Genomic DNA, 18,557 nt, shown 5'->3' with positions numbered 1-18,557 from the left:
ACCCAGCACCACCACGGCGGCACCGGCCGCCCGGACGGCACTGACCCCGCTGCGCGAGCCCGCCGTGCTCGTGCTCGAGGACGGGCGGTGCTTCCGGGGAGAGTCCTTCGGGGCGGTCGGGCAGACCGTCGGCGAGGCCGTCTTCTCGACCGGGATGACCGGCTACCAGGAGACCCTCACCGACCCGAGCTACCACCGGCAGGTGGTCGTGATGACGGCCCCGCACGTCGGGAACACCGGGGTCAACGACGAGGACGACGAGTCACGTCGCATCTGGGTGGCGGGCTTCGTCGTCCGCGACCCCGCCCTGCGGCCCTCCAGCTGGAGGTCCCGGCGCACGCTGGAACAGGAGCTCGCCGACCAGGGCGTCGTGGGCATCTGCGGCATCGACACGCGGGCCCTCACCAGGCACCTGCGTGAGCGGGGGGCCATGCGGGTGGGCGTGTTCTCCGGCGACCTGGCCGGGCGCCCGGTCGCCGAGCTGGTGGAGCGGGTCCAGGCGGCCCCGCAGATGAGCGGGGCGGCGCTGGCCGCCGAGGTGACAACCACCGAGCCGTATGTCGTGCCGGCGGTGGGGGAGAAGCGCTTCACGGTCGCCGCGCTGGACCTGGGCATCAAGGCGATGACGCCGGCGCTGATGGCCCAGCAGGGCATCGAGGTGCACGTGCTGCCCTGCACCGCGACGTTCGAGCAGGTCCGGGCGGTCGGCGAGCACGGCCCCGACGGGGTCTTCTTCTCCAACGGCCCCGGTGACCCGTCGGCCGCGGAGCACGAGATCGAGGTGCTGCGCGAGGTGCTCGCGGCGCGCATCCCCTTCTTCGGCATCTGCTTCGGCAACCAGCTCCTCGGCCGGGCCCTGGGGTTCGGCACCTACAAGCTCAAGTACGGCCACCGCGGCATCAACCAGCCCGTCCTGGACCGCGCCACGGGCCGGGTCGAGGTGACCGCGCACAACCACGGCTTCGCCGTGGACGCCCCTCTCGACGGAGCCGTCCATGCGCCGAGCGACGCCGCCGGCGACACGGCATACGGGCGGGTGCGAGTCTCGCACCTCTGCCTCAACGACGACGTCGTCGAAGGGCTGGAATGCCTTGACATCCCTGCCTACTCGGTCCAGTACCACCCCGAGGCGGCGGCCGGCCCGCACGACGCCGCCTACCTCTTCGACCGGTTCCTCTCGCTGATGGAGACACGGTCCGCCTCCGTCACCGCCGCTGCCAAGGAGACCCGCGCCTGATGCCCCGCCGCCCCGACATCGAGTCCGTCCTGGTCATCGGCTCCGGCCCCATCGTGATCGGCCAGGCCTGTGAGTTCGACTACTCCGGCACCCAGGCCTGCCGGGTGCTGCGCGAGGAGGGCATTCGCGTCGTCCTCGTGAACTCCAACCCGGCGACGATCATGACCGACCCGGAGTTCGCCGATGCGACCTACGTCGAGCCCATCACCCCCGAGGTGGTCGAGGCGATCATCGCCAAGGAGCGCCCGGACGCGGTGCTCGCGACCCTCGGCGGCCAGACCGCCCTGAACACCGCCATCGCCCTCCACGAGAACGGCGTCCTCGAGAAGTACGGCTGCCCGCTCATCGGGGCCAACGTCGAGGCCATCGAGCTCGGCGAGGACCGCCAGGCCTTCAAAGGCGTCGTCGAGCGCTGCGGCGCCGAGGTCGCGCGCTCGGTGATCGCGCACACCATGGAGGAGTGCCTGGCCGCCGCCGACGAGCTCGGCTACCCGATGGTGGTCCGCCCGTCGTTCACCATGGGTGGGCTCGGCTCCGGGTTCGCCCACGACGAGCGGGACCTGCGCCGCATCGCCGGCGCCGGCCTCCAGGCGAGCCCCACGACCGAGGTCCTGCTCGAGGAGTCGATCCTCGGCTGGAAGGAGTACGAGCTCGAGGTGATGCGCGACCACGCCGACAACGTCGTGGTGGTCTGCTCCATCGAGAACCTCGACCCCATGGGCGTGCACACCGGCGACTCGATCACCGTCGCGCCGGCGCTGACCCTGACGGACCGGGAGTACCAGCGGCTGCGGGACATCGGCATCGCGGTCATCCGTGAGGTGGGCGTCGACACCGGCGGGTGCAACATCCAGTTCGCGGTCAACCCCCGGGACGGCCGCATCATCGTCATCGAGATGAACCCTCGCGTCTCGCGGAGCTCGGCGCTGGCGTCGAAGGCGACCGGGTTCCCGATCGCCAAGATCGCCGCGAAGATGGCCATCGGCTACACCCTCGACGAGGTGCCCAACGACATCACCCGTGAGACGCCCGCCTCGTTCGAGCCGACGCTGGACTACATCGTCGTCAAGGTGCCCCGGTTCGCGTTCGAGAAGTTCCCCGCCGCCGACCCGACCCTCACGACGACCATGAAGTCCGTCGGCGAGGCGATGGCCATCGGCCGCAACTTCACCGAGGCCCTGCAGAAGGCGCTGCGCTCGATGGAGGCCAAGCACTCCTCGTTCCACTGGGACGGCGACGTGCCGACCACGGAGCAGGCCCGCGCGCTGCTCCAGCAGGCGGTCGTCCCCACCGACGGTCGGATCGTCACCGTGCAGCAGGCCCTGCGCGGCGGGCTGTCCGTCGAGGAGGTGCACGCGGCGACCGGCATCGACCCGTGGTTCCTCGACCAGATGGCGCTGGTCAACGAGGTCGCCGACAGGGTCGCGGCCGCCCAGCAGCTCACCCCCGACCTGCTGCGGCTGGCGAAGCGACACGGCTTCAGCGACGCCCAGATCGCCTCCCTCGCCGGTATGCCGGAGGCGGTCGTGCGTGGTGTGCGCCACGCCCTGGGGGTGCGGCCGGTGTACAAGACCGTGGACACCTGTGCGGCCGAGTTCGCCGCCCAGACGCCGTACCACTACAGCTCCTACGACGAGGAGACCGAGGTGGAGCCGCGGGAGCGGCCGGCGGTGCTGATCCTCGGGTCGGGCCCCAACCGCATCGGCCAGGGGGTGGAGTTCGACTACTCCTGTGTGCACGCCTCGTTCGCGCTCCGCGACGCCGGCTACGACACCGTGATGGTCAACTGCAACCCCGAGACGGTCTCGACCGACTACGACACCAGCAGCCGTCTCTACTTCGAGCCGCTGACGCTCGAGGACGTGCTGGAGGTCTACCACGCCGAGAAGCAGGTCGGCCCGATCGCGGGCGTCATCGTCCAGCTCGGTGGCCAGACCCCCCTCGGTCTCGCGAAAGCCCTGCAGGCAGAGGGGGTTCCGGTCGTCGGCACCTCTCCGGACGCGATCCACCTGGCCGAGGACCGCGGCGCGTTCGGCCGGGTCCTGCACGAGGCGGGCCTGAACGCCCCGCGGCACGGCACGGCCTACAGCGCCGCGGAGGCGGTCGAGGTGGCCCGTGAGATCGGGTACCCCGTCCTCGTCCGGCCCTCGTACGTCCTCGGCGGTCGCGGGATGGAGATCGTCTACGACGACGACACCCTCTCGGGCTACGTCACCCGGGCCACCGTCGCCTCCCCGGAGCACCCGGTGCTGGTCGACCGGTTCCTCGACGACGCCATCGAGATCGACGTCGACGCGCTCTACGACGGCGAGGAGATGTACCTCGGCGGGATCATGGAGCACATCGAGGAGGCCGGCATCCACTCCGGCGACTCCGCCTGCACGCTGCCTCCGGTCACCCTCGGTGACGAGGAGCTCGAGCGCGTCCGGGCAGCCACGCTGAAGCTCGCGAAGGGCATCGGGGTCCGGGGCCTCATGAACGTCCAGTTCGCGCTCGCCCAGGACGTCCTCTACGTCCTCGAGGCCAACCCGCGCGCCTCCCGCACGGTGCCGTTCGTGGCCAAGGCGACCGGGGTGCCGGTGGCCAAGGCGGCAGCCCGCATCATGCTCGGCGCGAGCATCCGCGAGCTCCGCGAGGAGGGCCTGCTCCCGCCCGCCGGCGACGGCGGTCGGATGCCGAGCCACGCGCCCGTCGCGGTGAAGGAGGCGGTCCTGCCGTTCAAGCGGTTCCTGACCAAGGAGGGCCAGGTCGTCGACAGCCTGCTCGGGCCGGAGATGCGCTCGACCGGCGAGGTCATGGGCATCGACGCCGACTTCGGGGCTGCCTTCGCCAAGAGCCAGCTCGGCTCGTACGGCGGACTCCCCACGCACGGCACGGTCTTCGTGTCTGTGGCCAACCGCGACAAGCGCGCCATGATCTTCCCGGTCAAGCGCCTGGCCGACCTCGGCTTCACGCTGATCGCGACCACCGGTACCGCCGAGGTCCTGCGCCGCAACGGCATCACCGCCACGGTGGTCCGCAAGGTCAGCGAGCGCCGGACCACCGCGGCCGAGACAGGGGCGGCGGGTGCCGCCGAGCCGAGCATCGTCGACCTCATCCTCGGGGGAGAGATCTCCATGGTCGTCAACACGCCGTCCGGCCCGAACGCGCGGGCCGACGGCTACGCGATCCGGGCGGCCACGACGTCGATGGACAAGCCCATCATCACCACGGTCCAGGAGCTCGCCGCCGCGGTGCAGGGCATCGAGGCGCAGCTGCACGGCGAGCTGAGGGTCAAGCCACTGCAGGAGCACGCCCGGGACCTCGACCTGTACGGGCGGGAGGTGCGCGCGTGAGCACCACGGCGGCGCGGCCCGGCGCGGGGGTCGTGCAGGTGACGGGCGAGCTCATCGCGACGCGACGGGTGGGGGCCTACCACCACCTGACGTTCGTGGCTCCCGGTGTCGCGGAGCAGGCCCGGCCAGGGCAGTTCGTGGCGCTCGCTGTCGGGGGCCCCACCTCGGCCAACCTGCTGCGGCGGTGCTTCTCGATCCACAAGGTGAGCCCCTCGGGCACCTACGGAGGCACGGTCGACATCGTCGTCTCGGCCCACGGTCCGGGCACCCGGTGGCTCACCGGCCTGCGCGCCCACGACGAGGTCGACATCGTCGGCCCGCTCGGTCGTGCGTTCCCGCTGCCCACCGAGCCGGTCACCGCCGTCCTGGTCGGCGGCGGCTACGGCAGTGCGCCGCTCTTCTGGCTGGCCGAGGCACTGCGCGAGCGGGGCTGCCGCGTCGAGATGGTCCTCGGCGCGGCGACCGAGTCGCGTCTCTTCGGCGTCGTCGAGGCCCGCCGCTGTGCCGACGGGGTGGCGATCACCACCGACGACGGGTCGCTGGGCCACCGCGGCTGGGTCTCCGACGTCCTGCCCGACCTGATCCGCAGCTCGGGCGCGAGCGTGGTCTACGGCTGCGGCCCGATGGGCATGCTGCGCTCGATCACCGAGGTGGCCGAGGCAGGGGGCGCCGTCGCCCAGGTCGCGGTCGAGGAGTCGATGGCGTGCGGTGTCGGGGTCTGCATGACCTGCGTCATGCCCGTGCGCGGCAACGACGGGGTGACCCGGATGGTGCGCTCGTGCGTCGAGGGACCCGTCTTCCGCGGAGACCGGGTGCGCTGGGACGCCTTCGCCGACGGCTGGTGCCGGGTGCCGGCCGACGCCCTGGGCGCACCGAAGGAGGGGGGTCACTGATGGGCGTCTTCGGGAGCACCCGGTTGCCCGGCTTCACGGCGCCCGCAGGGCACTCGGGCCACCTGGGCCACTCGGGCCATTCACTGGCCGACGCCGCGGACGCCGAAGCGGTGCGCGGGGCCCACCCCGCGCCGGCGGTCGACATGAGCGTGGACCTCGCCGGGGCGCTGCTGCCCAGCCCGATGATGACCGCCTCGGGCTGTGCCGCGAACGGCAAGGAGCTGCACCGGTTCTTCGACGTCGCCGAGCTCGGCGCCTTCGTCACCAAGTCCGTCATGGCCGCACCCCGCTCGGGCCGCGGCACGCCGCGGATGGCGGAGACGCCGTCGGGGATGCTCAACTCCATCGGCCTGCAGGGGCCCGGCATCGAGGCCTTCGTCCGGAACGACCTGCCGTGGCTGAAGGAGGCGGGGGCCAGGGCCCTGGTGTCCATCGCCGGCTCGACCAGCGGTGAGTTCGCCGACGTCGCCGCCCGGCTGCGCAGGAGCGAGGCCTTCGACGCCGTCGTGGGAGTCGAGGTCAACATCTCCTGCCCCAACGTGGCGAACCGCGGGCTGGTCTTCGCGTGCGACCCGATGGCGTCGGCCAAGGTGATCGCGCTCGTGCGCGAGCAGCTGCCGCGCGACATGCCGATCTTCGCCAAGCTCACCCCGGACGTCACCGACATCGTCAGCATCGCGCAGTCCGCGGTGAAGGCGGGAGCGAGCGGGCTGACCATGATCAACACGCTGCTCGGCATGGTCATCGACACCGACCTGCTCCGGCCCCAGCTCGGCGGCATCACCGGTGGCCTCTCCGGCCCCGCGGTGCGACCGGTCGCCGTGCGCGCCATCTGGCAGGTGCGCTCGGCCATGCTCGAGGGCCGGCTGCCGACCGTGCCCGTGATCGGGGTGGGCGGCGTCCGCACCGGTCGTGACGCCCTCGAGCTCGTGGCAGCAGGCGCCAGCGCCGTGCAGGTGGGCACGGCGACGTTCAACGACCCGACCGCCCCGGTGAGGGTGGGGGTCGAGCTGCGGGACCTGCTGCAGGACAAGGGATTCGAGCGTTTCACCGATGCTGTGGGCATCGCCCACGAGAGGCTGGGCTGACATGGCGGTCACCACGTTCGGAACCCGGCTGCGGGAGGCCATGGACCGCCTCGGCCCGCTCTGCGTCGGCATCGACCCGCACCCGGGGCTGCTCGACCACTGGGGCCTGCCACACACCGCCGCGGGCCTGGAGACGTTCGCCCTGACCTGCGTCGAGGCCTTCGGCGGCGAGGTCGCGGTGGTCAAGCCGCAGTCGGCCTTCTTCGAGCAGTTCGGGTCCGCCGGCGTCGCCGTGCTGGAGCGCGTCCTGGCCGGACTGCGGGACAGCCGCACGCTCAGCCTGCTCGACGCCAAGCGGGGCGACATCGGCTCCACCATGGCGGCGTATGCCGCGGCGTACCTCTCCGACACCGCGCCGCTGCGCGCCGATGCGGTCACGGTGAGCCCCTACCTCGGGTACGGCTCCCTGCGGCCCGCCCTCGACACGGCCCTGGGCACCGGGCGAGGCGTCTTCGTCCTGGCCCTCACCTCCAACCCCGAGGGCCCGACCGTGCAGCACGCCGGGGGAGCGGGGCACTCCGTCGCCGGAGGGGTGGTCGCCGGGGTCACCGGCGACAACGCGGCTTCCGCGGCGGCCCGGCAGCTGGGCAGCGTCGGCATGGTGGTCGGCGCCACCGTCGGCGACGCGGTGCACGACCTCGGGCTCGACCTGGCCGCCGCGAACGCGCCGCTGCTCGCCCCCGGGCTCGGCGCCCAGGGCGCCACTGCCGCGGACCTCCGCCGGGTCTTCGGGGGTGCGCTGCCGAACGTCCTCGCGAGCACCAGCCGCGAGGTCCTGTCGGCCGGCCCCGACGTCGCGGCGCTGCGCGCCGCGGCCCGGCGCAGCGCGGACGGCCTGGCGGGCCTTCTCCACTAGCCCCGGGGCCCTTCCCGACCCCCGTCGCGGCGCCCGCCCGGGAGGCGCCGGGACGGATTCCGTTGGTACAGTCCCAAGTCAGCCGATCACATCGTCTACCAGCCGTTTTCGACCCTGAGGAGCAGTCCCGTGGCCCTTCCCCCGCTGACCCCGGAGCAGAGGGCGGCTGCCCTCGAGAAGGCGGCGGTGGCCCGTCGAGAGCGGGCCGCGGTCAAGAACCGCCTGAAGTACGCCCAGGGCTCCCTGGCCGAGGTGATCGCCGACGGCAAGGACAACGACGTCGTCGGAAAGATGAAGGTCTCCGCGCTGCTCGAGTCGCTGCCCGGCGTGGGTCGGGTCCGGGCCCGCCAGATCATGGAGGAGGTCGGCATCTCCGAGAGCCGGCGTGTGCGCGGTCTGGGCCAGAACCAGATCTCCGCCCTGCTGTCCCGCTTCGACCAGGCGTGAGCCGCCCGCACCGTCTCGTCGTCCTCGCAGGGCCGACGGCCGTCGGCAAGGGCACGGTGGCCGCCTACGTCCGCGACAACTTCCCCGAGGTCTGGCTGTCCGTCTCGGCCACGACGCGCACACCCCGCCCGGGGGAGGTCGACGGCGTCCACTACCACTTCGTGGACGACGCGGAGTTCGAGCGGATGCGGGAGTCGGGCGACCTGCTCGAGTCCGCTGTCGTCCACGGGCTCGCGAGCTACGGCACCCCGCGCAAGCCGGTCGAGCAGGCCCTGGCGGAAGGTCGCATGGCCCTGCTGGAGATCGACCTGCAGGGCGCCCGCCAGGTGCGCAAGGCGATGCCCGAGGCGCTGTTCGTCTTCCTGGCGCCGCCGAGCTGGGACGAGCTGGTCCGGCGCCTGGTCGGTCGCGGCACCGAGAGCCTCGAGGAGCGGGAGGCCCGGCTGGCCACCGCGAGGCGCGAGCTGGCTGCGTCGCGGGAGTTCGACGTGACCATCGTCAACGACGAGGTTCGGCACGCGGCGGAACAACTCGTATCATTGATGCGCTCGCACTGACGGATTCCCTCCAGAGTCCGTCAGTGAGCCGACAGACTGACGCAAGACCCCCGCAGAACAGCACCCAACAGATCGAGAGACACCCGTGTCCGGTACGCAGGCCAACCCCATCGGCATCACCAACCCGCCGATCGACGACCTCCTCGAGAAGGCGGACTCCAAGTACGCCCTGGTCATCTACTCGGCCAAGCGGGCCCGCCAGATCAACGCGTACTACAGCCAGCTGCAGGAGGGCCTGCTCGAGTACGTCGGCCCGCTCGTCGACTCGCAGGTCCACGAGAAGCCGCTGAGCATCTCGCTGCGCGAGATCAACGAGGGCCTGCTCACCTCCGAGCCCATCGAGGGCTGACCCGGTCCACCCGGACCGGGCCACCACCGGACCACCAGGGACAGGGGCACACCGGCGTGCGCATCGTCCTCGGCGTCAGCGGCGGCATCGCGGCCTACAAGGCCTGCTCGCTGCTGCGCCTGTTCACCGAGGCCGGCCACGACGTCACCGTCGTGCCGACCGCCGCGGCACTGCAGTTCGTCGGCGCCCCCACCTGGGCGGCGCTGTCCGGCAGGCCCGTGCAGACCGACGTGTGGACCTCGGTCCACGAGGTGCCGCACGTCCGGCTCGGCCAGGACGCCGACCTCGTCGTCGTGGCCCCTGCGACCGCCGACCTGATCGCCAGGGCCGCAGCCGGGATGGCCGACGACCTGCTGACGTCCACGCTGCTGACCGCTCGCTGCCCCGTCGTGCTGGCCCCGGCGATGCACACCGAGATGTGGGACCACGCCGCCACCCAGGCCAACGTCGTCACCCTCACCGAGCGCGGCGTCCACGTGATCCCCCCGGCCTCCGGTCGCCTCACCGGCGCCGACACCGGCCCCGGCCGGCTGCCCGAGGCCGAGGAGCTGTATGCCGTGTGCCAGCGGATCCTGGCCCACCACCACACCGACTCCGGCGCCCGGTCCGGCACGGACGGCGCACCAGCGGCACATCACGCCGTGGGGCCGCTCGCGGGCCGCAAGGTCGTCGTGACCGCCGGGGGCACGCGCGAGCCGCTCGACCCGGTCCGCTACCTGGGCAACCGCAGCTCGGGGAAGCAGGGCTACGCGCTGGCCTCGGTGGCCGCCCGCCGCGGGGCGGAGGTCACCCTCGTCTCGGCGAACAGCTCGCTCCCGGCGCCGGCGGGAGTCACCGTGGTGCCCGTCCAGACCGCGCTCGAGCTCGAGCAGGCGGTGACCGAGGCCGCCGCTGCCGCCGACGTGGTGGTCATGGCCGCAGCCGTCGCGGACTTCCGGCCCCGCGAGTACCAGCGCTCCAAGATCAAGAAGACGCACGGCCCCGGCGAGGAGGACCACGCGCCGACCGTCGAGCTGGTGCGCAATCCCGACGTCCTGGCGGGCCTGGTCGCGGCGCGGGGCGACGCGCCCTCACCCGTGATCGTCGGGTTCGCGGCGGAGACCGGCGACGACGAGGGCTCGGTCCTCGACCACGGCCGGGCCAAGCTGGCTCGCAAGGGCTGCGACCTGCTCGTGGTCAACGAGGTGGGCGAGTCCGTGACCTTCGGGCAGGACCACAACACGGTGCACATCCTGCGACGCGGTGCGGAGGAGGTCGTCGACGCCGGTCCGGCGTCGAAGCACGACATCGCGGCCGCGGTGTGGGACGCCGTGCAGTCAGCCCTGTAGCGCGGGCTAGACTCTCCGGAGCCTCCGGGGCTCCACCAGCCCCCACAGCACCAGTCAGCAGCCGCTGCCACGAAGGAGATCCTGGGTGTCCGCACGCCTGTTCACGTCCGAGTCCGTCACCGAGGGCCATCCCGACAAGATCTGCGACCAGATCTCCGACGCGATCCTCGACGCCATGCTCGACCAGGACCCCGGCAGCCGCGTCGCCGTCGAGACCATGGTGACGACCGGTCTCGTGCACGTGGCCGGCGAGGTCACCACCGAGGCCTACGTCGAGATCCCGCGCATCGTGCGCGACACCGTGCTGACCATCGGCTACGACTCCTCCACGAAGGGCTTCGACGGCGAGTCGTGCGGCGTCGAGGTGTCCATCGGGCAGCAGAGCCCCGACATCGCCCAGGGCGTCGACACCGCCTACGAGAACCGCACCGGCGGCTACGACCCGCTCGACAAGCAGGGCGCCGGTGACCAGGGCCTGATGTTCGGGTACGCCTGCGAGGACACCCCCGAGCTCATGCCGCTGCCGATCTTCCTGGCGCACCGGCTCTCCGAGCGCCTGACCGCCGTCCGCAAGGTGGGGGAGATCCCGTACCTCCGCCCCGACGGCAAGACCCAGGTCACCATCGAGTACGACGGGGACCGCCCGGTCCGCCTCGACACCGTCGTGCTCTCCACCCAGCACGCCGCGGACGTCTCGCTCGACGACCTGCTCACGCCGGACATCGAGCACCACGTCATCCGCCCGGTGCTCGATGAGCTGCAGGAGCACGGCACCGACCTCGACACCTCGCGCTACCGGTCGCTGATCAACCCGACGGGCCGCTTCGAGATCGGCGGGCCGATGGGCGACGCCGGGCTCACCGGCCGCAAGATCATCGTCGACACCTACGGCGGCATGTCCCGCCACGGTGGCGGCGCCTTCTCCGGCAAGGACCCGTCGAAGGTCGACCGTTCGGCGGCCTACGCGATGCGCTGGGTGGCCAAGAACGTCGTCGCGGCGGGGCTGGCCCGCCGGTGCGAGGTCCAGGTCGCCTACGCCATCGGCAAGGCCCAGCCGGTGGGCCTCTACGTCGAGACCTTCGGCACCGAGAGCGTCCCGGTCGACAAGATCCAGGCCGCCATCGCCACGGTGTTCGACCTGCGGCCGCTGGCGATCGTCGAGGAGCTCGACCTGCTCCGCCCGATCTACAAGCCCACCGCCGCGTACGGCCACTTCGGTCGCACCCACGCCGACGGCATCAAGAACGCCTTCACCTGGGAGCGGACCAACCGCGTCGAGGCGCTCCAGAAGGCCGTCAAGGACTGACACCGCCGCCCGGGGCGTCGGCGGCCCCCGATAGGTTCGCGTGGTGGGTGAGACGGACGGCGTGGAGCAGCTCGAGCTGATCCGCTCCCGCCTGCCCGGCTCGGCCCGCCGCGCTCGAGCCGCCGGGGGGAGCGAGGCCACCGCCGCCACCGACCCGGTCGCCTCGGTCCACGTCGACACCGGTCTGCCCCACCTCGACCGGCCCTTCGAGTACCTCGTCCCCGAGTCCTGGGCCGAGCAGGCCCAGCCGGGAGTTCGGGTCAAGGTCCGCTTCGCCGGCCAGGACCTCGACGGGTTCGTCCTCGAGCGCCGGGCGGAGCCCGAGCACGAGGGCCGGCTCGCGCCGCTGCGCCGGGTGGTCTCGCCCGAGCCCGTGCTCACGCCGGCCGTGCTGGCGGCGGCACGAGCGGTGGCCCGCCGGTACGCCGGGACGCTGGGGGACGTCCTGCGACTGGCCATCCCGCCGCGGCATGCCGCGGCCGAGAAGGCGCTGGCGGCGCAGGCGCCCGAGGCGCCCGACCTGCCGGCCGCCCCCGAGACCGCGGCGTGGAGCCGCTACCCGGCAGGGCGCCACTTCCTGGCCCACGTCGCAGGCGGCGGCGCGCCCGCGGCGTCGTGGCTCGCGGCCCCGGCGACGGATCCGTCCCTCGACTGGCCGGCGGCACTCGCCGACGCCGCGCGCACGGCACTGCGGGCAGGGCGCGGCAGCCTGCTGGTCGTGCCCGACCACCGCGACGTCGCACGCGTCGACGCCGCCCTCACCGCCGCGCTCGGCAGGGGCCAGCACGTCCGCCTCACCGCGGACCAGGGCCCGCAGGCGCGCTACACCGCCTGGCTGAAGGTGCTGCGCGGGCACGTGCGAGTCGTCGTGGGCACCAGGGCCGCGGCCTTCGCACCCGTCCGCGACCTCGGGCTGCTCGCCTGGTGGGACGACGGCGACGACCTCCACGACGAGCCGCGCGCGCCCTACCCACACGTGCGGGAGGTCCTCGCCGTGCGCGCCCGGCAGGAGGGCGCCGCCCTGCTCAGCGGTGGCTTCGTCCGCACCGCGGCGGTGCAGGCCCTGGTCGAGAGCGGGGACCTCAAGCCGCTCGCTGCGCCGGCCCCCGCGGTCCGTGCCGCAGCGCCACGGGTGCTCGTCGCCGGCGAGGGCGTCGAGCTCGAGCGAGACCCGGCCGCGGCCAGCGCCCACCTGCCGTCCGTCGCCTGGCGCACCGCGAAGGACGCCCTCATCCACGGACCCGTGCTGGTCCAGGTGCCGCGGCGCGGGTACCTCCCCGCGCTGTCCTGCCAGACCTGCCGGGCCCCGGCGCGGTGCGGTCACTGCGGCGGGCCGCTGGCCCTGCCCGCCCCCGACGCCGCGGCGGCCTGCCGTTGGTGCGGCCGTGCCGCTGCGGGTTTCGAGTGCAGGCACTGCGGCGGCTCCCGGCTGCGCTCCACCGCCGTCGGTGCCCGACGCACGGCCGAGGAGCTGGGGCGTGCCTTCCCGGGGGTGCCCGTGCACACCTCGGGGTCGGGGGAGGTGCTCGACCGCGTCGGCGCCGCACCGAGCCTGGTCATCGCCACGCCCGGGGCCGAGCCCATGGCCGACGGCGGCTATGCCGCAGTGCTGCTGCTCGACGCCTGGGCCTCCCTGGACCGCCCGGTCCTCAGCGCGGGGGAGGAGGCCCTGCGCCGCTGGCTCGCCGCCGCGGCGCTCTGCCGGGGGGCGGCGGACCGCGGCGTCGCCGTCCTCTGTGGGGCGCCCGGGCACACCACCCTCCCCGCGGTGGAGGCCCTCGTCCGCTGGGACCCTGCCTGGTTCGCCGAGCGGGAGCTCGCCGATCGCCGCGAGCTCCGGCTCCCGCCGACCGTCCGCCTGGCGTCTCTGACCGCGCCGCGCCGGGCGCTGGAGGACGCACTGGCGTCGCTGCGGCTCCCCGAGTCGGTGGAGACCCTGGGCCCGCTGCCGGCAGGTGAGGACTCCGTGCGCTACCTGCTGCGCGCCCCCCTCGACCAGGGCGACTCCCTGGGGTCCTCGCTGGCCGTGCTGCGGAGGGTGCGCAGCGCGCACAAGGAGGCCGTGTCGGTCGGGGTGCGGCTCGACCCGCCCGACATCGGTGGCTGAGGGCTGTCCCTAGACTGGCGCACGTGTCGATCCAGAACATTCGCCTCTTCGGGGACCCTGTGCTCCGCACGCCGGCTGAGCCCGTCGTCGACTTCGACAGGGAGCTTCGCCAGCTGGTGCGCGACCTGACCGACACGATGGTCGACGCCCCCGGAGCCGGGCTGGCCGCGCCCCAGATCGGCGTGGGTCTGCGGGTCTTCACCTACTGGGTCGACGGCGAGCTCGGTCACCTCGTCAACCCCGACCTCGACCTCTCCAGCGAGATGCAGGAGGGGCCGGAGGGCTGCCTGTCCTTCCCGGGGCTGCAGTTCGACACCCCTCGAGCGCTCCGCGTCGTCGCCAAGGGCTTCAACCAGTTCGGTGAGCCGGTCCTGCTCGAGGGCTCCGAGCTGCTGGCCCGCTGCATCCAGCACGAGACCGACCACCTCGACGGCATCCTGTTCATCGACCGGCTCGACCGGGAGCAGCGCAAGCAGGCGCTGCGTGCCATCCGTGAGGCGGAGTGGGCCGGGCAGCCGGCACCCAGGGTCAAGGTCAGCCCGCACAGCACGTTCGGGCGAGGGATGTAGCCGTGCGGCTCGTCTTCGCCGGGACCCCCGAGGTCGCCCTGCCGTCCCTCGAGGCCCTGCTGGTCTCCGACCACGAGGTCGTCGCCGTCGTCACGCGTCCGGACGCCCGCGCAGGCCGCGGTCGCTCGCTCGTCCCGTCGCCGGTGCGGACGCGCGCCGAGGCGGCCGGCCTCGAGGTGCTGACCCCCGCGCGGCCGTCCGACGCGTCGTTCCAGCAGCGGCTGCGCGAGCTGGCCCCCGACGTGTGCCCCGTCGTCGCGTACGGCGCGCTGGTGCCGCAGTCGGCCCTGGAGATCCCCCGGCACGGGTGGGTGAACCTGCACTTCTCGCTGCTCCCCGCCTGGCGCGGTGCGGCACCGGTCCAGCACGCGATCATGGCTGGCGACGAGGTGACCGGCGCCTCGACCTTCCTCCTGGAGCCGGGGCTCGACACCGGGCCGGTGTTCGGCGTGATGACCGAGACGGTCAAGCCTGCGGACACCGCGGGCGAGCTCCTGGACCGGCTCGCCCACGGTGGGGCCGGCCTGCTGGTGGCCACCCTCGACGGGATCGCCGACGGGAGCCTGAGCCCCGTCCCGCAGCGCACGGACGGGGTCTCGCTCGCGCCGAAGATCGAGGTCGAGGACGCCCGCGTGCGCTGGGCCACCCCCGCCCTCGTCGTCGACCGCAGGGTGCGGGGCTGCACGCCTGCGCCCGGGGCCTGGACGGTGTTCCGCGGCGAGCGCCTCAAGCTCCTGCCGCTCTCGGTGGAGCCGGGGTATGCCGGTCGGCCCCTCGCCGCGGGCGAGCTCGCCGTGGGCAAGCGCGAGGTCCTCGTCGGCACGGCCTCGGGCGCGGTGCGGCTGGGGGACGTCCGGCCGCACGGCAAGAAGCAGATGCCCGCGGCGGACTGGGCCCGCGGCGTGCGGATCGAGGACGGCGAGAGGTTCGACGATGACTGACCAGCCGCGCCGCCCCGGCGGCAGTCACAGAGGCAGCGGCAACCACGGTGGAGGCCGTGGCCGTCAGGGTGGCGGCGGGCGGCGCCACTCGGCGCAGCGGCCGAGCGAGCGGTCCCGCACCACCGACCCGCAGCGGCTCGCCGCCTACACCGTGATGCGCGCCGTGGCGGAGGGGGCCTACGCCAACCTCGAGCTGCCGCGTGTCCTGCGCGAGAAGCGCATCGGTGGCCGGGACGCGGCCTTCGCGACGGAGCTGGTCTACGGCGCGATCCGGCTGCAGGGTTTCTACGACAGGGTCATCGCCGATGCCGCCGGCCGGCCCCTCTCGCGCATCGACGCGAACGTGCTCGACACCCTGCGCCTGGGTGCCCACCAGCTCCTCGGGATGCGCGTGCCTGCGCACGCCGCCGCCGACGAGACCGTCGGGCTCGCCCGGAAGGTGAACGGCGTCGGGGCGGCGGGCTTCGTCAACGCGGTGATGCGCCGGATCAGCGAGCGGTCACGGGAGGAGTGGCTCGCCGCGGTCGTGCCACCCACCGCGGCCCCGTCGGAGCAGCTCGCCGTCGGGTACAGCCACCCGGAGTGGGTCGTCAAGGCCCTGCGGGCGGCGCTGCTGGGCCACGGCGCATCCTCCCCGGAGACCGTCGACACCGACCTCGCCGCACTGCTCGCCGCCGACAACGACCCGCCGCGGGTGACCCTCGTGGCCCGCCCGGGACTGGCGGACGTCGACGAGCTGGTGTCCGCGGGCGCGGAGCGCTCGGTGCTCTCCCGCGTCGGCGCGACACTGCCCGCCGGGGACCCCGGCGGCCTGCGGGCGGTGCGGGAGGGGCGCGCCGCGGTCCAGGACGAGGGCTCCCAGCTGCTGGCGCTGGCCCTCGCGGCCGTCGAGGTCGAGGCAGAAGGCAGGGAGCGCTGGCTCGACCTGTGCGCCGGCCCGGGCGGGAAGGCGGGTCTCCTCGCGGGGCTCGCGCTGCAGGCGGGAGCCGACCTCACCGCCAACGAGGTCAGTCCCCACCGCACCGACCTGGTGCGCCAGACCCTTCGGGCCGCGGTCGCGGAGGCGCCGTCCCACGGCTCGACGATCGAGGTGCGCACGGGCGACGGACGCACCGCGGGTGAGGACGAGCCGGGCCGCTACCACCGGGTCCTCGTCGACGCCCCGTGCACGGGCCTCGGAGCCCTGCGCCGGCGCCCGGAGGCCCGCTGGCGGCGAACGCCGGCAGATCTCGCCGACCTGGGCAGGCTGCAGCGTGAGCTGCTGGCCTCGGCGATCGACGCGACGGCGCCGGGCGGGGTCATCGCGTATGCCACGTGCAGCCCGCACCTGGCCGAGACCCGCTTCGTGGTGGGTGATGTCACCAAGCGGCGCGACGACGTCGAGCTCCTGGACGCCCGGCCCCTCCTCGTCGACGCGGCGGGCGAGCCGCTGACCGGGCTGGGGGACGGCCCCACGGCCCAGCTCTGGCCGCACCTGCACGGCACCGACGGGATGTTCCTCGCACTGCTCCGCAAGCGCGCCTGAGCTGATCGCTGCCGGGCGGGCGCGGCACCCGTCACGCCCGAGGTGGCAGCACCCCAGCGCCCGGGACGACCTCGAAGACCAGCTGGGTCTCGGTGTGCCGCACGGCGGGGTGCACCGTGATGTGCTCGAGCACCAGGTCGCGCAGTGCTTCGGCGGACTCCACCGCGACGTGCACGAGGTAGTCGTCCTCACCGGCCACGTGGAAGATCGTGAGGGCGTGGGGGATCTGCTGCAGCGTCGCGTGGAAGCTGTGCACGACGTCACGGCTGTGGCTCCCCAGGCGCACCTTGATGACCGCCTGGATACCGAGCCCCAGGGCGGCGGGGTCGATCTCCGCGCGGAACCGGGTGATGACGCCGTTGTCCCGCAGGGCCCGCACCCGCTGCACGCAGGTGGACTCGGCGATCCCGACGCGGGCGGCGAGCGAGGCGTTGGTGAGCCGGCCGTTCTCCTCCAGCTCGGCGAGGATCCGAAGGTCCGTGGCGTCGAGGGGGGACCGCCGTGGTTTCTTCGGCGCGGGGGCACTCGGCACCCTCACATTGTGCAGGAACCATCAGGTTGTCCGTTGGCCATTCCGGATTCTTCGGCGGTTGTTGCCGAGGGCCGCGGAAACCAACACGATCGCGGCATGAGCACTGATGCCGCCCCGGACTCCGTCGCCGTCCACGCCGGGCGTGAGGACCTGACCGCGCTGGGCGTGCACGCACTGCCCATCGACCTGTCCTCGACGAACCCGCTGCCCACCGTGGAGTGCGGTGGCGCGTCGTACGAGTCGATGGCCGGCGGCGGCCTCCCCACCGACGGCGGCAACGTCTACGCCCGGCTGTGGAACCCCACCGTCGCGCGGTTCGAGAGCGCCCTCGCCCAGCTCGAGGGGACGGACGAGGCAGTCGCCTTCGCCTCCGGCATGGCCGCGGTGACCGCGGCCGTCCTCGCTGCCCGCGCGCGGCAGGGAGGGTCCCACATCGTGGCGGTCCGCCCGCTGTACGGCGGCACCGACCACCTGCTGGCATCGGGTCTGCTGGGCGTCGAGACCAGCTACTGCGGGCCCGGCGGCGTCGCGGCTGCGGTGCGCGCGGACACCTGCCTGGTCGTGCTGGAGACGCCGGCCAACCCCACCCTGGACCTCGTCGACATCGGGGCGGTCGTCCTGGCGGCGCAGGGCCGCCCGGTCCTCGTCGACAACACCTTCGCCACGCCCGTCCTGCAGAACCCGGCGTCACACGGGGCGTCGCTCGTCCTGCACAGCGCCACGAAGTACCTGGGCGGACACGGTGACGCCGTCGGCGGTGTCGTCGCGGGGGACGCGGAGTGGGCGACCGCGCTGCGGCGAGTGCGGGCGGTGACCGGCGGCATCCTCCACCCCATGGCCGCCTACCTGCTGCACCGCGGCCTGCCGACCCTGCCGGTGCGCGTCCGCGCCCAGCAGGCCAGCGCCGAGAAGGTCGCCCTGTGGTTGGCCGACCACCCGGCGGTCGAGCGGGTGTTCTACCCCGGGGTCGCCGAGTGCGACCCCACCGGGCTGGTCGGACGCCAGATGCGCGGGCCGGGCGCGGTCCTCGCAGTCCAGCTGGCAGGCGGTTTCGCGCAGGCAGCCAGGGTGGCCGAGCGCGTGCGCCTGTTCACGCACGCCGTGTCCCTCGGCGGGGTCGACTCGCTCATCCAGCACCCGGCGGCGCTCACGCACCGTCCGGTCGCGCCCGAGGCACGTCCCGGCGCGGACGTCCTCCGGCTCTCGATCGGCCTCGAGGACCCCGCGGACCTGCAGCGCGACCTCGCCCAGGCGCTGGGCTGAGGGGCGGGGGCGCCCGGCCGGGACGCGGCCCTGGCCCGCCCCGCCGGGGCGTTCAGGGCACCGCGGACGGCCGTTAGGGTGAGGGCCGTGCAGATCTCCCCGAGCATCCTGTCCGCCGACTTCGCCAACCTCGAGGCCGAGCTGAAGCGCATCAGCAACGCCGACTGGGCGCACGTCGACGTCATGGACGGGCACTTCGTCCCGAACCTGACGCTCGGCCTGCC

The 18,557-nt window shown here is 73.5% G+C and carries 16 protein-coding genes and 1 pseudogene; 16 read left to right on the top strand and 1 reads right to left on the bottom strand.

Annotated elements, in window-relative coordinates; translation table 11 throughout:
• Positions 1-40 precede the first annotated feature (40 nt).
• From carA to VIB11_RS10360, 14 genes are all read left to right on the top strand, one after another.
• On the top strand, positions 41-1,237 hold the full coding sequence (gene carA / locus VIB11_RS10425; protein ID WP_332031020.1) for a glutamine-hydrolyzing carbamoyl-phosphate synthase small subunit: 1,197 nt from the start codon (positions 41-43) through the stop codon (positions 1,235-1,237).
• Positions 1,237-4,572, top strand: coding sequence for a carbamoyl-phosphate synthase large subunit (carB, locus tag VIB11_RS10420; protein ID WP_332030964.1), 3,336 nt, complete (start codon positions 1,237-1,239; stop codon positions 4,570-4,572). The genes carA and carB overlap by 1 nt, the downstream gene beginning before the upstream one ends.
• Positions 4,569-5,465 carry a dihydroorotate dehydrogenase electron transfer subunit gene (locus VIB11_RS10415; RefSeq protein ID WP_332030961.1) on the top strand — a complete coding sequence of 299 codons (897 nt, stop codon included), beginning with the start codon at positions 4,569-4,571 and terminating at the stop codon, positions 5,463-5,465. The genes carB and VIB11_RS10415 overlap by 4 nt, the downstream gene beginning before the upstream one ends.
• Positions 5,465-6,553 (top strand): dihydroorotate dehydrogenase, encoded by a 1,089-nt coding sequence (locus VIB11_RS10410; RefSeq protein WP_414695806.1) that lies wholly within the window; start codon positions 5,465-5,467, stop codon positions 6,551-6,553. The genes VIB11_RS10415 and VIB11_RS10410 overlap by 1 nt, the downstream gene beginning before the upstream one ends.
• 1 nt (position 6,554) lies before the next feature.
• Positions 6,555-7,409 carry an orotidine-5'-phosphate decarboxylase gene (gene pyrF / locus VIB11_RS10405; protein ID WP_332030959.1) on the top strand — a complete coding sequence of 285 codons (855 nt, stop codon included), beginning with the start codon at positions 6,555-6,557 and terminating at the stop codon, positions 7,407-7,409.
• 129 nt (positions 7,410-7,538) lie between these two features.
• On the top strand, positions 7,539-7,856 hold the full coding sequence (gene mihF / locus VIB11_RS10400) for an integration host factor, actinobacterial type (protein WP_332030958.1): 318 nt from the start codon (positions 7,539-7,541) through the stop codon (positions 7,854-7,856).
• A complete protein-coding gene (gmk, locus tag VIB11_RS10395) occupies positions 7,853-8,413 on the top strand; it encodes a guanylate kinase (protein WP_332030956.1) in 561 nt (186 codons plus the stop codon). The genes mihF and gmk overlap by 4 nt, the downstream gene beginning before the upstream one ends.
• 85 nt (positions 8,414-8,498) lie before the next feature.
• Positions 8,499-8,762, top strand: coding sequence for a DNA-directed RNA polymerase subunit omega (rpoZ, locus tag VIB11_RS10390; protein ID WP_332030954.1), 264 nt, complete (start codon positions 8,499-8,501; stop codon positions 8,760-8,762).
• A 56-nt stretch (positions 8,763-8,818) separates the two neighbouring features.
• Positions 8,819-10,090, top strand: a complete 1,272-nt coding sequence (gene coaBC / locus VIB11_RS10385; RefSeq protein ID WP_332030952.1) for a bifunctional phosphopantothenoylcysteine decarboxylase/phosphopantothenate--cysteine ligase CoaBC — start codon at positions 8,819-8,821, stop codon at positions 10,088-10,090.
• 85 nt (positions 10,091-10,175) lie between these two features.
• The gene (gene metK, locus VIB11_RS10380) at positions 10,176-11,396 is read left to right on the top strand and encodes a methionine adenosyltransferase (protein ID WP_332030950.1); all 1,221 of its coding nucleotides are present in this window, start codon (positions 10,176-10,178) and stop codon (positions 11,394-11,396) included.
• Positions 11,397-11,439: 43 nt separating this feature from the next.
• A complete protein-coding gene (locus tag VIB11_RS10375) occupies positions 11,440-13,503 on the top strand; it encodes a primosomal protein N' (RefSeq protein WP_332030948.1) in 2,064 nt (687 codons plus the stop codon).
• A 23-nt stretch (positions 13,504-13,526) separates the two neighbouring features.
• Positions 13,527-14,072 carry a peptide deformylase gene (def, locus tag VIB11_RS10370; protein WP_332030946.1) on the top strand — a complete coding sequence of 182 codons (546 nt, stop codon included), beginning with the start codon at positions 13,527-13,529 and terminating at the stop codon, positions 14,070-14,072.
• A gap of 2 nt (positions 14,073-14,074) precedes the next feature.
• Entirely contained in the window at positions 14,075-15,013 is a 939-nt protein-coding gene (gene fmt, locus VIB11_RS10365) for a methionyl-tRNA formyltransferase (protein WP_332030945.1), read from the top strand.
• The gene (locus VIB11_RS10360; RefSeq protein ID WP_332030943.1) at positions 15,006-16,538 is read left to right on the top strand and encodes an RsmB/NOP family class I SAM-dependent RNA methyltransferase; all 1,533 of its coding nucleotides are present in this window, start codon (positions 15,006-15,008) and stop codon (positions 16,536-16,538) included. The genes fmt and VIB11_RS10360 overlap by 8 nt, the downstream gene beginning before the upstream one ends.
• 31 nt (positions 16,539-16,569) lie before the next feature.
• Here VIB11_RS10360 and VIB11_RS10355 read toward each other — a convergent pair whose 3' ends face one another.
• The gene (locus VIB11_RS10355; RefSeq protein WP_332030941.1) at positions 16,570-17,070 is read right to left on the bottom strand and encodes an Lrp/AsnC family transcriptional regulator; all 501 of its coding nucleotides are present in this window, start codon (positions 17,068-17,070) and stop codon (positions 16,570-16,572) included.
• A 96-nt stretch (positions 17,071-17,166) separates the two neighbouring features.
• Between VIB11_RS10355 and VIB11_RS10350 the strand changes: the two genes are divergently transcribed.
• Together VIB11_RS10350 and VIB11_RS10345 are read left to right on the top strand one after the other, a co-directional pair.
• Positions 17,167-18,333 carry a PLP-dependent aspartate aminotransferase family protein gene (locus VIB11_RS10350; protein ID WP_332030939.1) on the top strand — a complete coding sequence of 389 codons (1,167 nt, stop codon included), beginning with the start codon at positions 17,167-17,169 and terminating at the stop codon, positions 18,331-18,333.
• 87 nt (positions 18,334-18,420) lie between these two features.
• A pseudogene (locus VIB11_RS10345) lies at positions 18,421-18,557 on the top strand (ribulose-phosphate 3-epimerase); the annotation flags it as partial.

This window comes from Pedococcus sp., from assembly GCF_036554925.1.
In the GTDB taxonomy this organism is placed as follows: domain Bacteria; phylum Actinomycetota; class Actinomycetes; order Actinomycetales; family Dermatophilaceae; genus Pedococcus_A.
This window is presented reverse-complemented; position numbering and strand designations above follow the sequence as displayed.

Coding starts and splice junctions, on each gene's coding strand:
- carB (WP_332030964.1), top strand. CDS start 1,237: ATGCCCCGCCGCCCCGACATCGAGTCCGTCCTGGTCATCGGCTCCGGC.
- VIB11_RS10410 (WP_414695806.1), top strand. CDS start 5,465: ATGGGCGTCTTCGGGAGCACCCGGTTGCCCGGCTTCACGGCGCCCGCA.
- pyrF (WP_332030959.1), top strand. CDS start 6,555: ATGGCGGTCACCACGTTCGGAACCCGGCTGCGGGAGGCCATGGACCGC.
- VIB11_RS10360 (WP_332030943.1), top strand. CDS start 15,006: ATGACTGACCAGCCGCGCCGCCCCGGCGGCAGTCACAGAGGCAGCGGC.
- VIB11_RS10350 (WP_332030939.1), top strand. CDS start 17,167: ATGAGCACTGATGCCGCCCCGGACTCCGTCGCCGTCCACGCCGGGCGT.